This is a genomic window from Herbidospora cretacea, from assembly GCF_001570605.1.
Lineage (GTDB): Bacteria > Actinomycetota > Actinomycetes > Streptosporangiales > Streptosporangiaceae > Herbidospora > Herbidospora cretacea.
This window is the reverse complement of sequence record NZ_BBXG01000008.1, coordinates 323,613-338,385: the sequence shown is the minus strand read 5'-3', so window position 1 is coordinate 338,385 and position 14,773 is coordinate 323,613. Positions and strand designations below refer to the sequence as shown.

Sequence of the window (14,773 nt, the reverse complement as noted above, 5' to 3'; positions counted from 1 at the left end):
GGGGTCACCGATGTCGATCGTCACCCAGGAGTGGTTGTGCGGACGCTGTGGCGTTCCGGCTCCCGCCGACCGCTGCCCGGCCTGTGACGCCATGCTGTCCGGGGAAGTGCGCCCGCTGGTGCGGCACGGCGTCGCCCCGGCCGTGCCCGCCCTCGTGGTCATGCTGGTCATGGTGCTGGCGGGGACGGCGTGGTGGGCCTCCGGGCGGACCGCGCCGCGGAACGCGGCGGCGCCGGTCCAGGTCACCCCGGCCGCCCAGGCGGTGCCTGTCACGGAATCACCGGCCGAGCAGGTCGAGTCGCCGACGCCGATCGTGCAGCAGGCCGTCGCCGGGCCGACGGCGAGAGATCAGGCACTGGCGGTCGACGTCTTCCTCTCCCACAGCCAGGCCGCGCGACGGAACCTCGGCGACGCGATCTCCGCCGTGCGGGACCGCTGCGCATCCAGTGGCCTCTCCGTGATCGACGAGGTCACCGAGGCCCGGCGAAGCCAGCTGAGGGAGGTGGAGACCCTCGAGGTGAGCCTGGTCCCTGACGGGACCGCGCTGAAGCAGACGCTCACCGACGCTCTGCGGGCGTCCTACAACGCCGACCGCGAATACCTCAAGGCCGCGCGTGGCTACCTGAACCGGAACTGCACGGGCGGCCTGAGGCTGGCCCCGGGAGAGGCGTACTCGCGATCGGCCACTGTCGCCAAGGGGCGGTTCATCGAGCTGTGGAACCCGCTCGCCGCCGACCACGGGCTGGTGACCCGGACGGCCGACGACATCTAGGGCAGGATCGCGTCCACGTAGCCACCGTCGACCCGGAGCGCGCCGCCCGTCGTGGCCGAGGCGAGCGGTGAGGCCAGGTAGGTCACCATGTTGGCGATCTCCTCCGGCTCGATCAGCCGCTGGATCAGCGAGTGGGGCCGGTGCAGGCGCATGAACTCGCGCTGCGCCTCGTCCCACGGCAGGTCGCGGCTGACCAGGCCGTAGACGAAGTCCTCCACGCCGCCCGTGTGGGTCGGCCCGGCGATGACGCTGTTGACGGTGACGCCCGTCCCGGCGGCCTCCTTGGCGAAGCCGCGCGACACGGCCAGCAGCGCCGTCTTCGACATGCCGTAGTGGATCATCTCGGAGGGCGTCACCACCGCCGAGTCGCTGGCGATGTACTGCACCCGGCCCCAGCCGCGCGCGGTCATCGCCGGCAGGTAGGCGCGGGTCAGCCGGATCGCCGACAGGACGTTGGCGTCGAAGACGCGCCGCCACTCCTCGTCGGTGATCTCCATCGCGGGCCGCGACTCGAAGACGCCGAAGTTGTTGATCAGGATGTCGACGTCCGGCAGGGCCTTCAGCACCTCGTCGGCGCCCGCCACCACGTCGGCGACGACCGGCACGACGTCACCGCCGACCTCGGCCGCCGCCTTCTCCACCCGCTCCGCGCTGCGGCCGTTCACGCCGACGCGGGCCCCGGCGCGGGCCAGGCCGGTGGCGATGGCCAGGCCGATGCCCTGCGTCGATCCGGTGACGAGCGCGGTCTTCCCGGTGAGATCGATGTTCATGACTCTCCACGTCGGTGTTTCGGGCGGTGACTGGTGTCGCAGAACGGAAAGGTCTTGCTGCGGCGGCAGGCGCACAGGGCGACCACGAAGCGGTCCGACCGGACCACCCGGCCGTCGTCGAGGGTGATCTCCACCGGGCCCTCCACCAGGATCGGCCCGCCGGTCACCATCGTCACGCGCCGCTCATCCGGCATGCGGGGCCTCCAGCAGCGAGGTCCGCCCGGCGTCCCACGCGCCCAGCAGGTGGGCGCCGAAGCGGCCCTCGACCAGGTCGGTGGCCTGGAGGCCGAAGACCACGTCCCCGGTCAGCTCCGGTTCCCGCCGGAGCAGGTCGCCGATGACGTCGCGGCGGAGAACCTGCTCGTGCACGGCGTCGGCCTCCACATGCTCGGTGAAGAACACCGTCTCCGCCACCCCCAGGCGCTTGAGGGCCCGCGTCATCCGGGCGGCGCCGGGCGAGGTCGTGATCTCGGCCGCGGCGAAGTGGCCCACCAGAGCGCCGCGCAGCGACCGGTGGAGGCCGAACATCGACATCATGTTGACCACCCCGAGCATCGGGGCCGGGGCCTCGTCGAGGTAGGCCAGGTAGGAGTCGTCGAGGTCGAGCGCCCGCATCAGGCCGCGGAACAGCGTCGAGTGCATGTGGTCGGCCCGGCCGCCGCCGTACTCGTCGTACTCGACGGCGACCATGGAGGCCTTGGCCTGGCCGGTCAGCCGGGGGATGACCCAGGCGTGCGGGTCGGCCTCCTTGTGGTGGTAGATCGAGCGGTGGACGACGTACTCCCGCAGGTGCCAGAGCTCGCCCTTGTCCTCCAGGAAGTGGGAGACCCCGCCCGGGGCGTCGATCATCAGTTCCTCGACGACCGGGTCGACGTCCGCGCCGCCGGCGACGCCGTCGCGCAGGGCCGCCAGGTAGACGCGTTCCAGGTCGCGGCGCAGGCCCAGCAGGGCCGGGTCCCACTCCCACTCGGGGTCCACGGCGTCGAAGCCCTGGTAGTGGAGTTCGTAGCAGACGTACAGGGACAGGTGGAGATCGTCCCCGAACGGGTCGGGGGTGCCGGCGGACGGAAGCGTGGCGCGCGTGTCACCACTGGTCAGCGCCGAGATGATCCCCTCGGAGATCGGGCCTCGCGGCTGGGGTATGTGTCCCATTTTCTCCCCATACCCGACCTGTCGCCGATAACCACGGTCACCGAAGTGACGAGGCTAACAGCGCGGTCGTTGTAGGAAATCTTCATCCTCTTGTACCTTCTTGGAAGGTATTTCCAGGGGGATGAGCTGTGACAGCCTTGATCATCGGAGTCGACGGCGGGGGCACCAGCACCCGGTGCGTCGTCGTCAGCGAGCACGGAGAGGTCGCCGGACGCGGCCTGGCGGAGGGCGCGAACGTGGTCTCCGCCGCCGACCCGGCCGGCAACCTGCTCGCCGCGCTCCGCGACGCCATGCGCGGGCTCGACCCCTCACGGGTCGTCGGCGGCGTGTTCGGCCTGGCCGGATCGGGGGCCGGACGGGCCGGGAAGATCGTGGCGGAGGCCTGGCGCTCGGCCGGGCTGCCCGGCCGCCCCTATGTCGTGGCCGACGTGCTCGTGGCCTTCGCGGGGGCGACCGCCGAGCCCGACGGCGCGGTCCTGCTCGCCGGGACGGGCGCGGTCGCGGCCCGCATCACCGGCTGGGACGTCGCGAAGGTCGTCGACGGCCACGGCTGGCTCGTCGGCGACGAGGGCTCCGGCGTCTGGATCGGCAGGCAGGCCGTGACGGCGGCCCTCCAGGCCGTCGACGGCCGGGGCGTCCGCACCGACCTGGTCGACCGCCTCGACCTGGGCGCCACCGCGACCGAGATCGTCTCCCGGGTCTACGCCATGGTCGCCGACCAGGGCCCGGCCTCGCTCGGCCGGTTCGCCCCCGTCACCGACCAGGCCGCCCGGGACGGCGACGAGGCGGCCCTCACCATCGTCATCGACGCCGCCCGCCGCCTGACCAGGTCGGCCCGCGCGCTCGGGCCGTTCACCGGCCCGCTGGTCCTCGCGGGGTCGCTCCTCACCCGGCCCACCGAGCTGTCCCGCCTGGTCCGCCAGGAGTTCGGCGACGCCATCCCGGCCAGGGACGGCGCGGCCGGGGCCGCCGCGCTCGGGCTGCGGGTCGCCTTCCCGTCGGCCGACGCCCACCGCCGGTTGATCGGGGACGCGCATGCGGCTTGAGCGGATGGCGATGAGCGTGCTCCAGCCGGGGTTCGACGGCACCGAGCCGCCCGACTGGCTGCGCCGGGCCCTCGGTGACGGGCTCGGCGGGGTCGTGCTGTTCGCCCGGAACCTGCCCGACCAGCGTGGGGCGGCCGATCTGGTGGCCGCGATCCGGGCCGAGAGCCCCGACGTCGTCGTGGCGGTCGACGAGGAGGGCGGTTCGGTCACCCGGCTGGAGGCCCGGACCGGCAGCTCGTGGCCGGGCAACCACGCCCTCGGTGTCGCCGACGACACCGCCGTCACCGAACACGTGGCCCGGCGCATCGGCAGGCTGCTCGGCACGACCGGGATCAGCCTCGACTACGCCCCGGTCGCCGACGTCAACGCCAACCCGGACAACCCCGTCATCGGCGTGCGCTCGTTCGGCGCCGACCCGGAACTGGTCGCCCGGCACACCGCGGCCTGGGTCGACGGGCTCCAGGGCGCCGGGGTGGCGGCCTGCGCCAAGCACTTCCCCGGCCACGGCGACACCGTGGCCGACTCCCACGTGGAGCTCCCGACCGTCCACGCGTCGCCCGAGGTCCTCACCGAGCGGGACCTGCGCCCCTTCCGGGCCGCCGTCGACGCCGGGGTGCGGGCGGTCATGGTCGGCCATCTGCTCGTGCCCGCGCTCGACGACGTGCCCGCGACGCTGAGCCGCACCGTCACGACCGGCCTGCTCCGGGGGATCCTGGGGTTCCAGGGCCTGATCGTCACCGACGCCATCGAGATGCGCGCCGTCGCGGCCCACTGGGAGCCCGAGGAGATCGCCGTCCGCGCCCTGTCCGTCGGGGCCGACGCGGTCTGCGCGGGCATCTCCTCTCCCGACGGATCTTCGGTGTACGCCCTCCGCGACGCCATCGTGGCCGCCGTCCGCGACGGGCGGCTCCCCGAGGAGCGCCTGGCCGAGGCCGCCGGGCGCGTTCAGGACCTCGTCGGCTGGCACGCCGCGCAGGCCCCCGCCAGGCGGGCGGCCGCCGCCGAACCCGACGACGACCTCGGGCTGACGGCCGCCGCCGCGGCGCTCCACGTGGTCGGCGAACCCCGGCTCGACGAGGCCCCGCTGGTCGTGGAGATCGTCGCCCGCCCCCACCAGGCCGCCGACAGCGGCACCCCGCCCGGCGTCGCCCGCGCGCTGGCCGAACTCCTCCCCGGCACCCGGGCGATCACCGTCACCGTCGGCGACCCCCTGCCCGACCTGGGGGACGACCGGCCCCTCGTGGTCGTCGTCCAGGACGCGCCCCGGCACGCCTGGATCAGGGAGGTCCTCCACCGCGCGCTGGCGGCCCGGCCCGACGCCATCGTGGTGGAGACCGGCCTCCCCGGGCCGCCCTCCGGGGCCGGATACGTCGCCACGCACGGCAACTCCCTCGCCTCCGCCCGGGCCGCCGCGCGCCGGCTGGCCCACCGACCCCCCGTACCGGAGAAAGAGAGCCCCCCATGAGCGGACCGACGGCCGCGAACCTGGTGGCGAGCGTGCGGGCCGTGCTGCCCTCGCTCACCCCCTCGGTCCGGTCGATCGCGCGGCTGATCCTCGACGATCCCGCGATGGTCGCCCGGAGCACGATCACCGAGCTCAGCGCCACCTCCGGGGCCAGCCAGGCCACCATCGTGCGGACCGCCCGCGCGCTGGGCTTCTCGGGCTACTCCGAGCTGCGGCTGGCGCTCGCGGCGGTCTCGGCGCAGACCCAGTCGCAGCAGGGGGCCGACCGGCTGGTCCCGGGCGGCCTGGCCCCCTCCGACCCCCTCGCCGACGTGATCGCCAAGGTCACCCGCGCCGAGTCGGACGCCATCGCCGACACCGCCGCCCAGCTCACCCCCGAGCAGCTCGGCAGGGTCGTGGACGTCCTGACCACCGCCCGCAGGGTCAGCATGCTCGGCGTAGGGGCCTCCGGGCTGGTCGCGGCCGACATGGCGCAGAAGCTGATGCGCATCGGCCTGGCCGGGCACCCGTTCACCGACGTCCACCTCGCCCTGACGGCGGCGGCGCTGGCCACGTCCGACGACGTCTGGGTGGCGGTGAGCTGCACCGGCGAGACGGCCGACGTGGTCGAGCCCGTCAGGACCGCCCGCGCGGCCGGCGCGGTCGTCGTGGCGATCACCAACAATCCCCGTTCGACCCTCGCCGGGCTGGGCCACCACGTGCTCGTCTCGGCGGGCCGGGAGACCGAGTTCCGGCCCGGCGCGCTCGCCAGCCGGATCAGCCAGCTCCTCATCGTCGACTGCATCTTCGTCGCCGTCGCGCAGCGCACGTTCATCGCCTCCGACGCCGCCCTCCGGGTCACCAAGGACGCCTTGGACACCTACGGTTCACGTCGTCTTCGCAGCTAGATGCCGCTTGGTAAAAATTAACTCCACATCCGTCGCCACGGGTGAAAAAAATTGACCTCTCCGGGACCCGCCCGTATCGTCCAGGGAAACCGGCAACCAGGAGAAGTTCATGAGACGACTCGCGGCGATCGCAGCCGTGGCGGTGATCGCGACCGCCACGGGCACCGCGTGCAGCGGCGTGGGGGGGTCCGAAGCGGGCGTCTACACCACGATCGACGGAGCCAAGCAGATCGACGCCACCGCGCCGATCAACCCGTTCAACCCGCAGGGCAACACCTTCCTCGGCTACGACGCCATGTCGCTGGCCTGGCCCAAGAACGACCCGGTCGACCCCAACCTGTTCTACCCGGGGATCGCCCAGAGCTGGACGACCACGCCCGACCAGAGCGAGGTCGTGATCCACCTCCAGCCGAACGCGAAGTGGTCCGACGGCAAGCCCGTGACCAGCCAGGACGTGAAGACCTCGATCGGCCTGGCCTACACCCAGGGCGGCACGGCCTACGCCGTCGACCCGAAGGCGGCCGGAGCGGCGGCCGACGTGGTCGTCGTCGACGCCCACACGGTCAAGGTCACCCAGGGCGCCAACAAGAGCAACACCTTCCTGCGGAACGTGCTGTCCACGATCGTCGTGCCGGCCCACGTGTTCGGCTCGCTGCTGCCCGCCGACTTCTGGACCCAGCTCAAGCTGGCCAGGGGCAACGGGCCGGCCGCCGAGAAGGCCAAGGCCACGATCACCGGGCTGGCCCAGAAGGTCATCTCCTTCGCCCCGGCCAAGGACGTCTCGGCCGGCCCCTTCGTGCTGGAGCGGGTCAACCCGGGCGAGGCCCTGCTGGTGAAGAACAAGCACTTCTGGGCCAGCGACAAGATCGCCCCCACCCGGGTGAAGGTGCTCAACTACACGGGCAACCAGCAGATCTGGAACTACCTGATCGCCGGGCGGCTCGACAGCGCGCCCTTCACGGCGGTCCCGTCCGGGGTGCTGAACCGGATCCGGCAGACCGACGGCAACGAGGTCGTCAAGGGGTTCTCCCCGGTCGCCGTGTCGATGGCGTTCAACCAGACGAAGGCGCCCTACGACAACGTGCACGTCCGCAAGGCGCTGGCCTACCTGATCGACCGCTCGCAGGTCACCAAGGTCGCCTCGCCCGAGGGCGGGACCCCGTCCCAGACCACGACGGGCATCCACGCCGAGTCGGCCAAGTCGTGGCTCGGCGACGGGATCAACAGCCTCGACCAGTACCACCACGACCCGGCCAAGGCGGCGCAGGAGCTCAAGGCCGCCGGGATGAAGCTGGTCAACGGCACGTGGACGATGCCCGACGGCTCGCCGTGGGTGGTGGAGCTCCATGTGCCCGCGTCGTTCTCCGACTGGGTCGCCGCGGCCAAGGCGATCACCAGCCAGCTCAACGACCACGGCATCCAGGCCTCGGTCCTGACCTCGGCCGACTACACGCTCTACCTCGACGAGCTGGCGGCCGGGAAGTATGACGTCGGGCTGTGGCTGATGGCCCTCGGCCCCGCGCCGTACAACATCTACCAGCGCATCTACGGCTCGGCCAACGGCTGGCAGCTGCTCGCCGGGAACCTGACCCACGTGCCCCCGGGCACCCAGGGCAACTGGATGGGCGGACCCCAGACCCTGAACGGGATCGACCCGGGCACGCTCACCAACCAGCTCAACGCCGCCGACCCGGCGCGGCAGAAGCAGATCGTCGGGACGCTGGCCGAGGTCACCAACCAGAACCTGCCGGTGATCCAGCTCTACGACTACGTCAACACCCAGTTCGTCAACAACTCGCGCTTCACCGGCTGGCCGCCCAACGACAGCGACGTGCTGCGCCTGTCGGCCGGGGTCTGGATGCAGCTCGGCCTGATCAAGGAAACGGGGGCCCGATGAGAAGCGTCGTCCGGCGGCTCTCGGGCCACCTGGCCCGGGGCCTGGCGATGATCTGGGTGGTCATGACGCTCAGCTTCCTGATCATCCGCAACATCCCGGGTGACCCCGTCAGGGGCCAGTACGAGAAGCTCATCGAGCAGGGCATGTCACCCGACGCGGCGGAACGTTCCACCGCCGCCCTCTACGGCTTCCTGCCGAAGGGCAGCCTGTGGAGCCAGTACGTCGACTACCTGAACGGCCTGATCCACGGCAACCTGGGCCAGTCGCTCAGCACGCCCGGCACCGGCGTCGCGACCATCATCGCCTCGGCCGCCAAGTGGACCGTCCTGCCGGTCCTCGGCGGCACGCTGCTGAGCTTCCTGCTCGGCGTGACCCTGGGCGTCTACGCCGCGATCAAGCGGTCGGGCAAGCTCGGCGACGCCCTGTCGATCTCGGGCTCGCTGCTCCACGGCGTCCCGCAGTACGTCATCGCGCTGCTGGTCGTGGCCGTCTTCTCCACGCTCTGGCCGATCCTGCCCTCGGGCGGCCCGGTCGACATCATGTTCACCCCGGGCTTCAACGGTCCCTACATCGCCTCGCTCATCCAGCACGCCACACTGCCGGTGCTGACCTACGCGCTGGCCAGCTACGGCGGCTGGATCCTGGCGATGAAGTCGAGCGTGGCGACCGTGCTGGGCGACGACTTCATCATGGCCGCCGAACTGCGCGGCATGAGCCGGGGCATCCTGTTCCGCTACATCGCCCGCAACGCGATCCTGCCGCTGTTCACGATCCTGGCCCTGTCGCTGGGCATGCTCTTCGGCGGCGCGATCTTCATCGAGTCGATCTTCAACTACCCGGGTCTGGGCCTGTTGCTCGTCAACAGCATCGGCGCCCGCGACTACGCGCTGATGGGCGGCACCTTCCTGGTCCTCACCGTCGCCATCGTGGTCGCCAACATCGCGGCCGACCTCCTGTACGCCGTCATCGACCCCCGGGTCAGGAAGGGAGAGGCGGCATGACCGTCGTCGAGGGAATGCCGGCAACGGTGACGCTGCGCCGCAACTTCTGGCGCGGGGTCGGGCGGGTCATGCGGCGCAAGCCGAGCCGCATGGTCGGCGTCGGGATCGTCGTGCTGTTCGTGTTCATGGGGATCTTCGGCCCGCTGCTCTACCCCGACCCACTGCCGCGCGACGACAACGCCCTGTACGCCTCGCCGAGCTGGGCCCACCCGTTCGGCACCGACTTCGAGGGCACCGACGTGCTCGCCCTGGTCGTCACCGGAACCCGCTACGTGCTGCTCGCGGGCCTGACCACGGCCGTGATCACGGTCGCGCTGGGCACCGCGATCGGCCTGCTGGCCGGGTTTCACCGGGGGCGCTGGGACACCGTGCTCATGCGGCTGACCGACCTCCAGCTCACCATCCCCGGGCTGCCGCTGCTGCTGGTGCTGTCCACGGTGTGGAAGTTCACCAGCCCGGTGGAGATGGGCGTCGTGCTCGGCCTGCTCGGCTGGGGCGGCATCGCCCGGGCCGTCCGGTCGCAGTCGCTCTCGCTGCGGGAACGCGGCTTCATCGAGGCGGCCAAGGGCCTGGGGCTGTCGACCCGCCACATCATCGGGCGCGAGCTGCTGCCGTCGATGGCGCCGTACATCGCGATGAACATGCTCATCGCCGTCACCGGCGCGATCTACGCGCAGGTCGGCCTGTTCTTCCTGGGCGTGCTGCCGTTCGACGCCAACAACTGGGGCGTGATGCTCAACCTGTCGGTCTTCGGCGGCGGCGCGCTGTCGAGCACGGCCGCGCTGCCCTACCTGCTGGCGCCGCTGCTGGCGATCCTGCTGCTGACGCTCGGCATCGTGCTGGTCGTCGACGCGATGGACGAGATCTTCAACCCACGGCTGCGTGAGGAGTAGGCCAGATGACCAGAACTTCCGCGCCCGGCGTGCGCATCGACGATCTCACCGTCGTCTACAAGACCCCCGCCGGGGAACTCCCGGCGCTCGGGGGCGTGTCCCTGTCGCTCGCCCCTGGCACGATCACCGGCATCGTCGGCGAATCGGGCTCCGGCAAGTCGACCCTGGCGCTGTCGCTGCTCAACGCGGTCCAGCCGCCCGGCCGCATCAGCGGCGGCACCGTCGAGATCGACGGCCTCGGCAACGTCGTGGACCTCCAGGGCGAGGAGCTGCGGCGGGCCCGCGGCCGTCAGGTCGGCTACGTCTTCCAGGCGGCGCAGAACTCCCTGAACCCGCTGAAGACGGTCGGCAAGCAGCTGCTCGACCTCGGCCGCTCCCACGACTTCGACGACCTGCCCGCCCTGCTGAAGGACGCGCGGGCGCTGCTCGGCCGGATGGGGCTCGACGGCGGCCGGGTGCTCGACTCCTACCAGCACGAACTGTCCGGCGGGATGCGCCAGCGGGTCGGGATCATGTTCGCCCTGGTGCTCAACGCCCATCTGGTGGTCCTCGACGAACCCACGACCGCCCTCGACATGATCACCCAGGCCTCGATCCTGCGGATCGTCCGCGACGTCCACCACGAGCGCGGCCTGACCACGCTGATCATCACCCACGACATGGGGGTGGCGGCCGAGGTCACCGACAGCCTCGCGGTCATGTACGGCGGGCGCGTCGTCGAGCACGGTCCCACCACCGAGGTGCTGGGCGCGCCGCGGCATCCGTACACGCAGGGCCTGATCAGGGCGATCCCGCGCCTGTCGGGCGACATCGACGAGGCGCGGGCGCTGCCCGGCCGGCCGCCCACCCTGGGCACCATCCCCAAGCAGGGATGCGTGTTCCGGGAGCGCTGCCCGATCCGGATCGCCGTCTGCGACACCGTCGACCCCGTGCCGGTCACCCGGGACGCCAGGACCGTGGCCTGTCACGCGGTCGGGCAGCCCGCCACCCCGGTCACCCCTAAGGAGTTCGCGTGATCACCGCGAGTGGCATCGTCAAGACGTACAAGCAGCGCGGGAACATGCTCGGCGCCCGCGCGGTCCCGGCCCTGCGCGGGGTCGACTTCGCGATCCCCCGGGGCGGCGCCGTCACGTTCATCGGCGAGTCGGGCTGCGGGAAGACCACCCTCGGCCGGATCGTCGCCGGGCTGGAGACCTACGACGCGGGCGAGATCGTCATCGACGGCACCCCGATGTCGTCGCTGAAGCCCCGGCACCGCGAGCCGTTCTTCCGCCGGATCCAGCTCATCCACCAGGACCCCTATTCGGCGCTCAACCCGACCCGCACCATCCACCAGACCCTCGCCGCGCCGCTGGCCCTGCGCGCCAAGCAGACCGGCCGCGACAAGGCGTGGATGGAGCAGCGGGCCGCTGAGCTGCTGGCCCTCGTCGGGATCGACCCCGGCTACGTCCTGCCGCGCTACCCGCACCAGCTGTCGGGCGGCATGCGGCAGCGCGTGGTGATCGCGCGGGCGCTGACCGTCGACCCCGAGGTGCTGGTCGCCGACGAGTCGGTGTCGATGATCGACGTGTCGCTGCGGCTCGGTGTGCTGTCCCTGCTGAAGGACCTGCGCGAACGGCTGAACGTCAGCGTCCTGTTCATCACCCACGACATCGCCACCGCCCGCTACATCGGCGGCGACGGCGAGCTCTACGTGATCTACCGGGGCCAGGTCGTCGAGAGCGGCCCGACCGAGAGCGTGATCTCGGGGCCGATCCACCCGTACACCCAGTCGCTGCTGTCGGCGATCCCCGTCCTGCACGGCGTCGAGCGGCCGGGCCCCGAACGGGTCGTCCCGACCGAGGCCCTCGACGAGTCCCACGCCGACAGCGGCTGCCTGTTCGCCCGCCGCTGCCCGTTCGCCACCGACATCTGCACGGCCGAGCCGCCCGCGCTGGTGCCCGACGGCGACCAGGCGCACGCCTGCCACCACCCGCGCCGGCGCAGCGTCATCCCGGTGGAGGCCGTCGCGTGAAGCTCCGCGAGGCCCTGACCTGGGACGCCGACGCCGCCGAGGCGCTCGTCGACCGCCTGGTCTCACCGCCGGAAGACCGCCGCTGGACGTCCTTCGCCTTCGACGACGGGGTCGTGTTCACCTCGATGTCCGGCGACGTCGGGCATGTCGACCTGCTGGCCGTCGATCCGGCGGCCCGCCGGCGCGGGGTCGGCCGGAGACTGGTCCTGGAGGCCGAGCGATGGGCCCGGTCCCAAGGGGCGCGGGAGATGCGCTTCGCCGGGAACCCGCCCTGCTACGCCTGGCCCGGCATCGACGTGCGCTACACGCCGGCCCTGTGTCTGGCGGAGAGTCTCGGGTACGAGAGGTACCAGACGGCCTGCAACATGACCGTCGACCTCTCCCAGGACTTCTCCGGTGATCTCCCGGTCGCAGATGACCGGGCCGGGGTCGCCGAGTTCGTCCGGGAGAACTGGAACGAGGCGTGGGCCTGGGAGGCCGTGAACGCCGAAGGCTGCTACCACGTCGAGCGAGACGGGAAGATCGTGGGCTTCGCCGCCTGGGGCACCCGCCCCTCGTGGTTCGGCCCCATGGGCACCGCGCCGGAGGCGCGCGGCCTCGGCGTCGGCGCCGCCCTGCTGCGGCGCTGCCTCGCCGACATGGCCGCGACCGGCCTGACCAGCGCGGAGATCGCCTGGGTCGGCCCGATCGCGTTCTACGCGAAGGCCGTCGGCGCCCGGGTCGAGCGGATCTTCTGGCTCTATCGGAAGGAGTTCTCATGACACAGTCGCTGGGCGGCCTGGTCACCGAACAGAGCGACCCCCGGCACCGCCGGATCGACGAGCTCCCCACCGGGGAGATCGCCCGCCGCATGAACGCGGCCGACGCGACCGTCCCCGGCGCGGTGGCCGCGGCGATCCCCGCCATCTCCGCCGCCGTCGACGCCGTCGCGGCGCGGATGGCCCGGGGCGGCCGCCTGATCTACATCGGCGCGGGGACCTCCGGACGGCTCGCCGTCCTGGACGCCTCGGAGTGCCCGCCCACGTTCGGCACCACCCCCGACCAGGTCTGCGGCATCATCGCCGGGGGCGAGGCGGCGCTGGTCCGGTCGGTCGAGGGGGCCGAGGACGACGCCGACGCGGGCGCCCGCGCGGTCGGCCACGTGGGACCGCTCGACTCCGTGGTGGGGATCTCCGCCAGCGGCCGGGCCCCCTACGTGGTCGGGGCCGTCGCCGAGGCGCGACGCCGGGGGGCGCTGACGGTCGGGCTGTCGTGCAACGCCGGGGGACCGCTGTCCGCCGCGGCCGACCACGCCCTGGAGGTCATCGTGGGCCCCGAGGTGATCACCGGGTCCACCCGCCTGAAGGCGGGGACGGCGCAGAAGCTCGTGCTCAACATGATCTCGACCATCACGATGGTGCGGACCGGGCGGACCTACGGCAACCACATGGTGGAGATGTCTCCCACCAACTCCAAGCTCGCCGACCGCGCCGCCCGCATCGTCAGCGACATCACCGGAACCGGCCTGCACGAGGCGCGCAGCGTCCTGGAGGCGGCCGACCTGGAGCTCAAGACGGCGGTCATCATGATCGAACGCGCCGTGGCGGCCGACCAGGCCCGCGCCATCCTGGCCGACTCCGGCAACCGCCTGGACACCGCCCTGCACCATGCTTGACCGCCTCCTGGCCGCCGCCGTGCCCGGGGTGGCCTCGGCGGCGGTCGCCCTGATCGCCGTCGACGGCGATCAGGTGGCGGCGGCCTCCGCCGGAGAACTGGTCCGGTACGCGGACCCCGCCGAGACCCTCGCTCTTGATCGGCCTGCCGTTTCCTTCGACAGCGTGTTCGACCTGGCGTCGCTGACCAAACTGTTCACGACGGTGGTGGCGCTGTCGCTGGCCGAAGCCGGCGCCCTGGGCCTGGAGGAGCCGGTGGCGACGTGGCTGCCCGCCCACTACGGCGCGCGGCCTTCGGTGACCGTGCGGCACCTGCTCACGCACACGTCGGGGCTGCCGCCGGGGCGGCGTCCCGACGGGGTCGCCCCTGAGGCGCGGTGGGACTTCCTGCTGTCCGCTCCACTTCAGAGGCCGCCCGGTTCGGCGTACGAGTATTCGGACGTCGGGATGATCACGCTGGGCCGGGTCTGCGAGATCGCCTCCGGGACGTCGCTGGACGCGCTCGTCGGGCGGGTCGTCACTGGGCCGCTGGGGCTCGCCGACACGTGCTACCGGCCGGGACCCGACCTGCTGCCGAGGATCGCGGCCACGGAGTTCAAACCCCTGTCGGGGCGGGCCGGCGAGACCGCGCCGACGCCAGGAGACCGCGTGGTCGGGCGGGGTGCGGAGGCAGCGATGTCCGAGGGCGGCCCGCCGCGCGGTGAGGCCGCACCGATGGCGGCCGCGTCCACCCTTTCGGGTGGGGCGGCCGGTCGTGCCGAGGCCGCGTCGCCGCCGGGGTCCGGCGTGATCGTGCGGGGCGAGGTGCACGACGAGACCGCTCATGCGCTGGGCGGGGTGGCCGGGCATGCCGGGCTTTTCTCGACCGCGAGCGATCTGCTGCGGTTCGCGGAGATTCTGCGGACAGGCGGCGCGGGGGTGCTGTCGGCGGAATCGGTCGCCGAGATGACGCGGGACCAAGGGGTCACCGGGGCGTCGTTCCGGCAGGGGCTCGGGTTCCGGATCGGAGACCCGGCGATCGTCGGGCCGTTGGGCGACGCCCATGGTCATTCCGGGTTCACCGGGACCTCTCTGGTGATGGACGCGGCGAGCGGGCTGACCGTCGTGCTGCTCACCAACAACGTGCATCCGCTGCGCGGGCGGGCCGGGATCCGGGATCTCCGCAACGGCGTGGCCGCCTTCGCGCACTCGCTGATTTGCTGAGTACATACTGAGTATGCATAC

General features: G+C 72.2%; 15 protein-coding genes. 12 read left to right on the top strand and 3 right to left on the bottom strand.

All coding sequences use genetic code 11. The features are described 5' to 3' along the window. Window positions 1-10 precede the first annotated feature (10 nt). Window positions 11-772, top strand: coding sequence for a zinc ribbon domain-containing protein (locus AW270_RS18425; RefSeq protein WP_157522181.1), 762 nt, complete (start codon window positions 11-13; stop codon window positions 770-772). Here the strand turns inward: AW270_RS18425 and AW270_RS18420 are convergent. The 3 genes from AW270_RS18420 to AW270_RS18410 are packed head-to-tail and all read right to left on the bottom strand — an operon-like array spanning window position 769 to window position 2,694. Continuing rightward, a complete protein-coding gene (locus tag AW270_RS18420; protein ID WP_061295796.1) occupies window positions 769-1,542 on the bottom strand; it encodes an SDR family NAD(P)-dependent oxidoreductase in 774 nt (257 codons plus the stop codon). The genes AW270_RS18425 and AW270_RS18420 overlap by 4 nt on opposite strands. Beyond that, a complete protein-coding gene (locus AW270_RS18415; RefSeq protein WP_061295791.1) occupies window positions 1,539-1,736 on the bottom strand; it encodes a CDGSH iron-sulfur domain-containing protein in 198 nt (65 codons plus the stop codon). Before AW270_RS18415 ends, AW270_RS18420 begins: the two co-directional genes overlap by 4 nt. Then, a complete protein-coding gene (locus tag AW270_RS18410; RefSeq protein WP_061295787.1) occupies window positions 1,726-2,694 on the bottom strand; it encodes an iron-containing redox enzyme family protein in 969 nt (322 codons plus the stop codon). Before AW270_RS18410 ends, AW270_RS18415 begins: the two co-directional genes overlap by 11 nt. A gap of 128 nt (window positions 2,695-2,822) precedes the next feature. Here AW270_RS18410 and AW270_RS18405 point away from each other — a divergent pair, with 128 nt between their 5' ends. The 11 genes from AW270_RS18405 to AW270_RS37805 all read left to right on the top strand — a co-directional run bounded on the left by AW270_RS18405 (window position 2,823) and on the right by AW270_RS37805 (window position 14,752). Beyond that, window positions 2,823-3,740: an N-acetylglucosamine kinase gene (locus AW270_RS18405; protein ID WP_245674755.1), complete on the top strand. Its 918-nt coding sequence runs from the start codon at window positions 2,823-2,825 to the stop codon at window positions 3,738-3,740. Next, a complete protein-coding gene (locus AW270_RS18400) occupies window positions 3,730-5,205 on the top strand; it encodes a glycoside hydrolase family 3 N-terminal domain-containing protein (protein ID WP_061295779.1) in 1,476 nt (491 codons plus the stop codon). Before AW270_RS18405 ends, AW270_RS18400 begins: the two co-directional genes overlap by 11 nt. Further along, window positions 5,202-6,092 (top strand): MurR/RpiR family transcriptional regulator, encoded by an 891-nt coding sequence (locus AW270_RS18395; protein WP_061295775.1) that lies wholly within the window; start codon window positions 5,202-5,204, stop codon window positions 6,090-6,092. The genes AW270_RS18400 and AW270_RS18395 overlap by 4 nt, the downstream gene beginning before the upstream one ends. A 109-nt stretch (window positions 6,093-6,201) precedes the next feature. Beyond that, window positions 6,202-7,989: an ABC transporter substrate-binding protein gene (locus AW270_RS18390; protein ID WP_061295773.1), complete on the top strand. Its 1,788-nt coding sequence runs from the start codon at window positions 6,202-6,204 to the stop codon at window positions 7,987-7,989. Continuing rightward, window positions 7,986-8,990, top strand: coding sequence for an ABC transporter permease (locus AW270_RS18385; protein ID WP_061295770.1), 1,005 nt, complete (start codon window positions 7,986-7,988; stop codon window positions 8,988-8,990). Before AW270_RS18390 ends, AW270_RS18385 begins: the two co-directional genes overlap by 4 nt. After that, complete coding sequence (locus tag AW270_RS18380; protein WP_061295767.1) at window positions 8,987-9,883, top strand: ABC transporter permease; 897 nt, start codon at window positions 8,987-8,989, stop codon at window positions 9,881-9,883. Before AW270_RS18385 ends, AW270_RS18380 begins: the two co-directional genes overlap by 4 nt. A gap of 5 nt (window positions 9,884-9,888) precedes the next feature. Continuing rightward, entirely contained in the window at window positions 9,889-10,899 is a 1,011-nt protein-coding gene (locus tag AW270_RS18375; protein WP_061295764.1) for an ABC transporter ATP-binding protein, read from the top strand. Further along, complete coding sequence (locus AW270_RS18370; protein ID WP_061295761.1) at window positions 10,896-11,897, top strand: ABC transporter ATP-binding protein; 1,002 nt, start codon at window positions 10,896-10,898, stop codon at window positions 11,895-11,897. Before AW270_RS18375 ends, AW270_RS18370 begins: the two co-directional genes overlap by 4 nt. After that, window positions 11,894-12,658: a GNAT family N-acetyltransferase gene (locus tag AW270_RS18365; RefSeq protein ID WP_061295756.1), complete on the top strand. Its 765-nt coding sequence runs from the start codon at window positions 11,894-11,896 to the stop codon at window positions 12,656-12,658. Before AW270_RS18370 ends, AW270_RS18365 begins: the two co-directional genes overlap by 4 nt. Then, window positions 12,655-13,551 (top strand): N-acetylmuramic acid 6-phosphate etherase, encoded by an 897-nt coding sequence (murQ, locus tag AW270_RS18360; protein ID WP_061295752.1) that lies wholly within the window; start codon window positions 12,655-12,657, stop codon window positions 13,549-13,551. Before AW270_RS18365 ends, murQ begins: the two co-directional genes overlap by 4 nt. After that, on the top strand, window positions 13,544-14,752 hold the full coding sequence (locus tag AW270_RS37805; protein ID WP_061295747.1) for a serine hydrolase domain-containing protein: 1,209 nt from the start codon (window positions 13,544-13,546) through the stop codon (window positions 14,750-14,752). Before murQ ends, AW270_RS37805 begins: the two co-directional genes overlap by 8 nt. Window positions 14,753-14,773 lie beyond the last annotated feature (21 nt).

Excerpts from the sequence above, each read along its gene's own strand:
- AW270_RS18380 (WP_061295767.1), top strand. The coding sequence starts at position 8,987 with ATGACCGTCGTCGAGGGAATGCCGGCAACGGTGACGCTGCGCCGCAAC.
- AW270_RS18390 (WP_061295773.1), top strand. The coding sequence starts at position 6,202 with ATGAGACGACTCGCGGCGATCGCAGCCGTGGCGGTGATCGCGACCGCC.
- AW270_RS18375 (WP_061295764.1), top strand. The coding sequence starts at position 9,889 with ATGACCAGAACTTCCGCGCCCGGCGTGCGCATCGACGATCTCACCGTC.
- AW270_RS18415 (WP_061295791.1), bottom strand. The coding sequence starts at position 1,736 with ATGCCGGATGAGCGGCGCGTGACGATGGTGACCGGCGGGCCGATCCTG.
- AW270_RS18420 (WP_061295796.1), bottom strand. The coding sequence starts at position 1,542 with ATGAACATCGATCTCACCGGGAAGACCGCGCTCGTCACCGGATCGACG.
- AW270_RS18385 (WP_061295770.1), top strand. The coding sequence starts at position 7,986 with ATGAGAAGCGTCGTCCGGCGGCTCTCGGGCCACCTGGCCCGGGGCCTG.
- AW270_RS18395 (WP_061295775.1), top strand. The coding sequence starts at position 5,202 with ATGAGCGGACCGACGGCCGCGAACCTGGTGGCGAGCGTGCGGGCCGTG.
- murQ (WP_061295752.1), top strand. The coding sequence starts at position 12,655 with ATGACACAGTCGCTGGGCGGCCTGGTCACCGAACAGAGCGACCCCCGG.
- AW270_RS18410 (WP_061295787.1), bottom strand. The coding sequence starts at position 2,694 with ATGGGACACATACCCCAGCCGCGAGGCCCGATCTCCGAGGGGATCATC.
- AW270_RS37805 (WP_061295747.1), top strand. The coding sequence starts at position 13,544 with ATGCTTGACCGCCTCCTGGCCGCCGCCGTGCCCGGGGTGGCCTCGGCG.
- AW270_RS18400 (WP_061295779.1), top strand. The coding sequence starts at position 3,730 with ATGCGGCTTGAGCGGATGGCGATGAGCGTGCTCCAGCCGGGGTTCGAC.
- AW270_RS18425 (WP_157522181.1), top strand. The coding sequence starts at position 11 with ATGTCGATCGTCACCCAGGAGTGGTTGTGCGGACGCTGTGGCGTTCCG.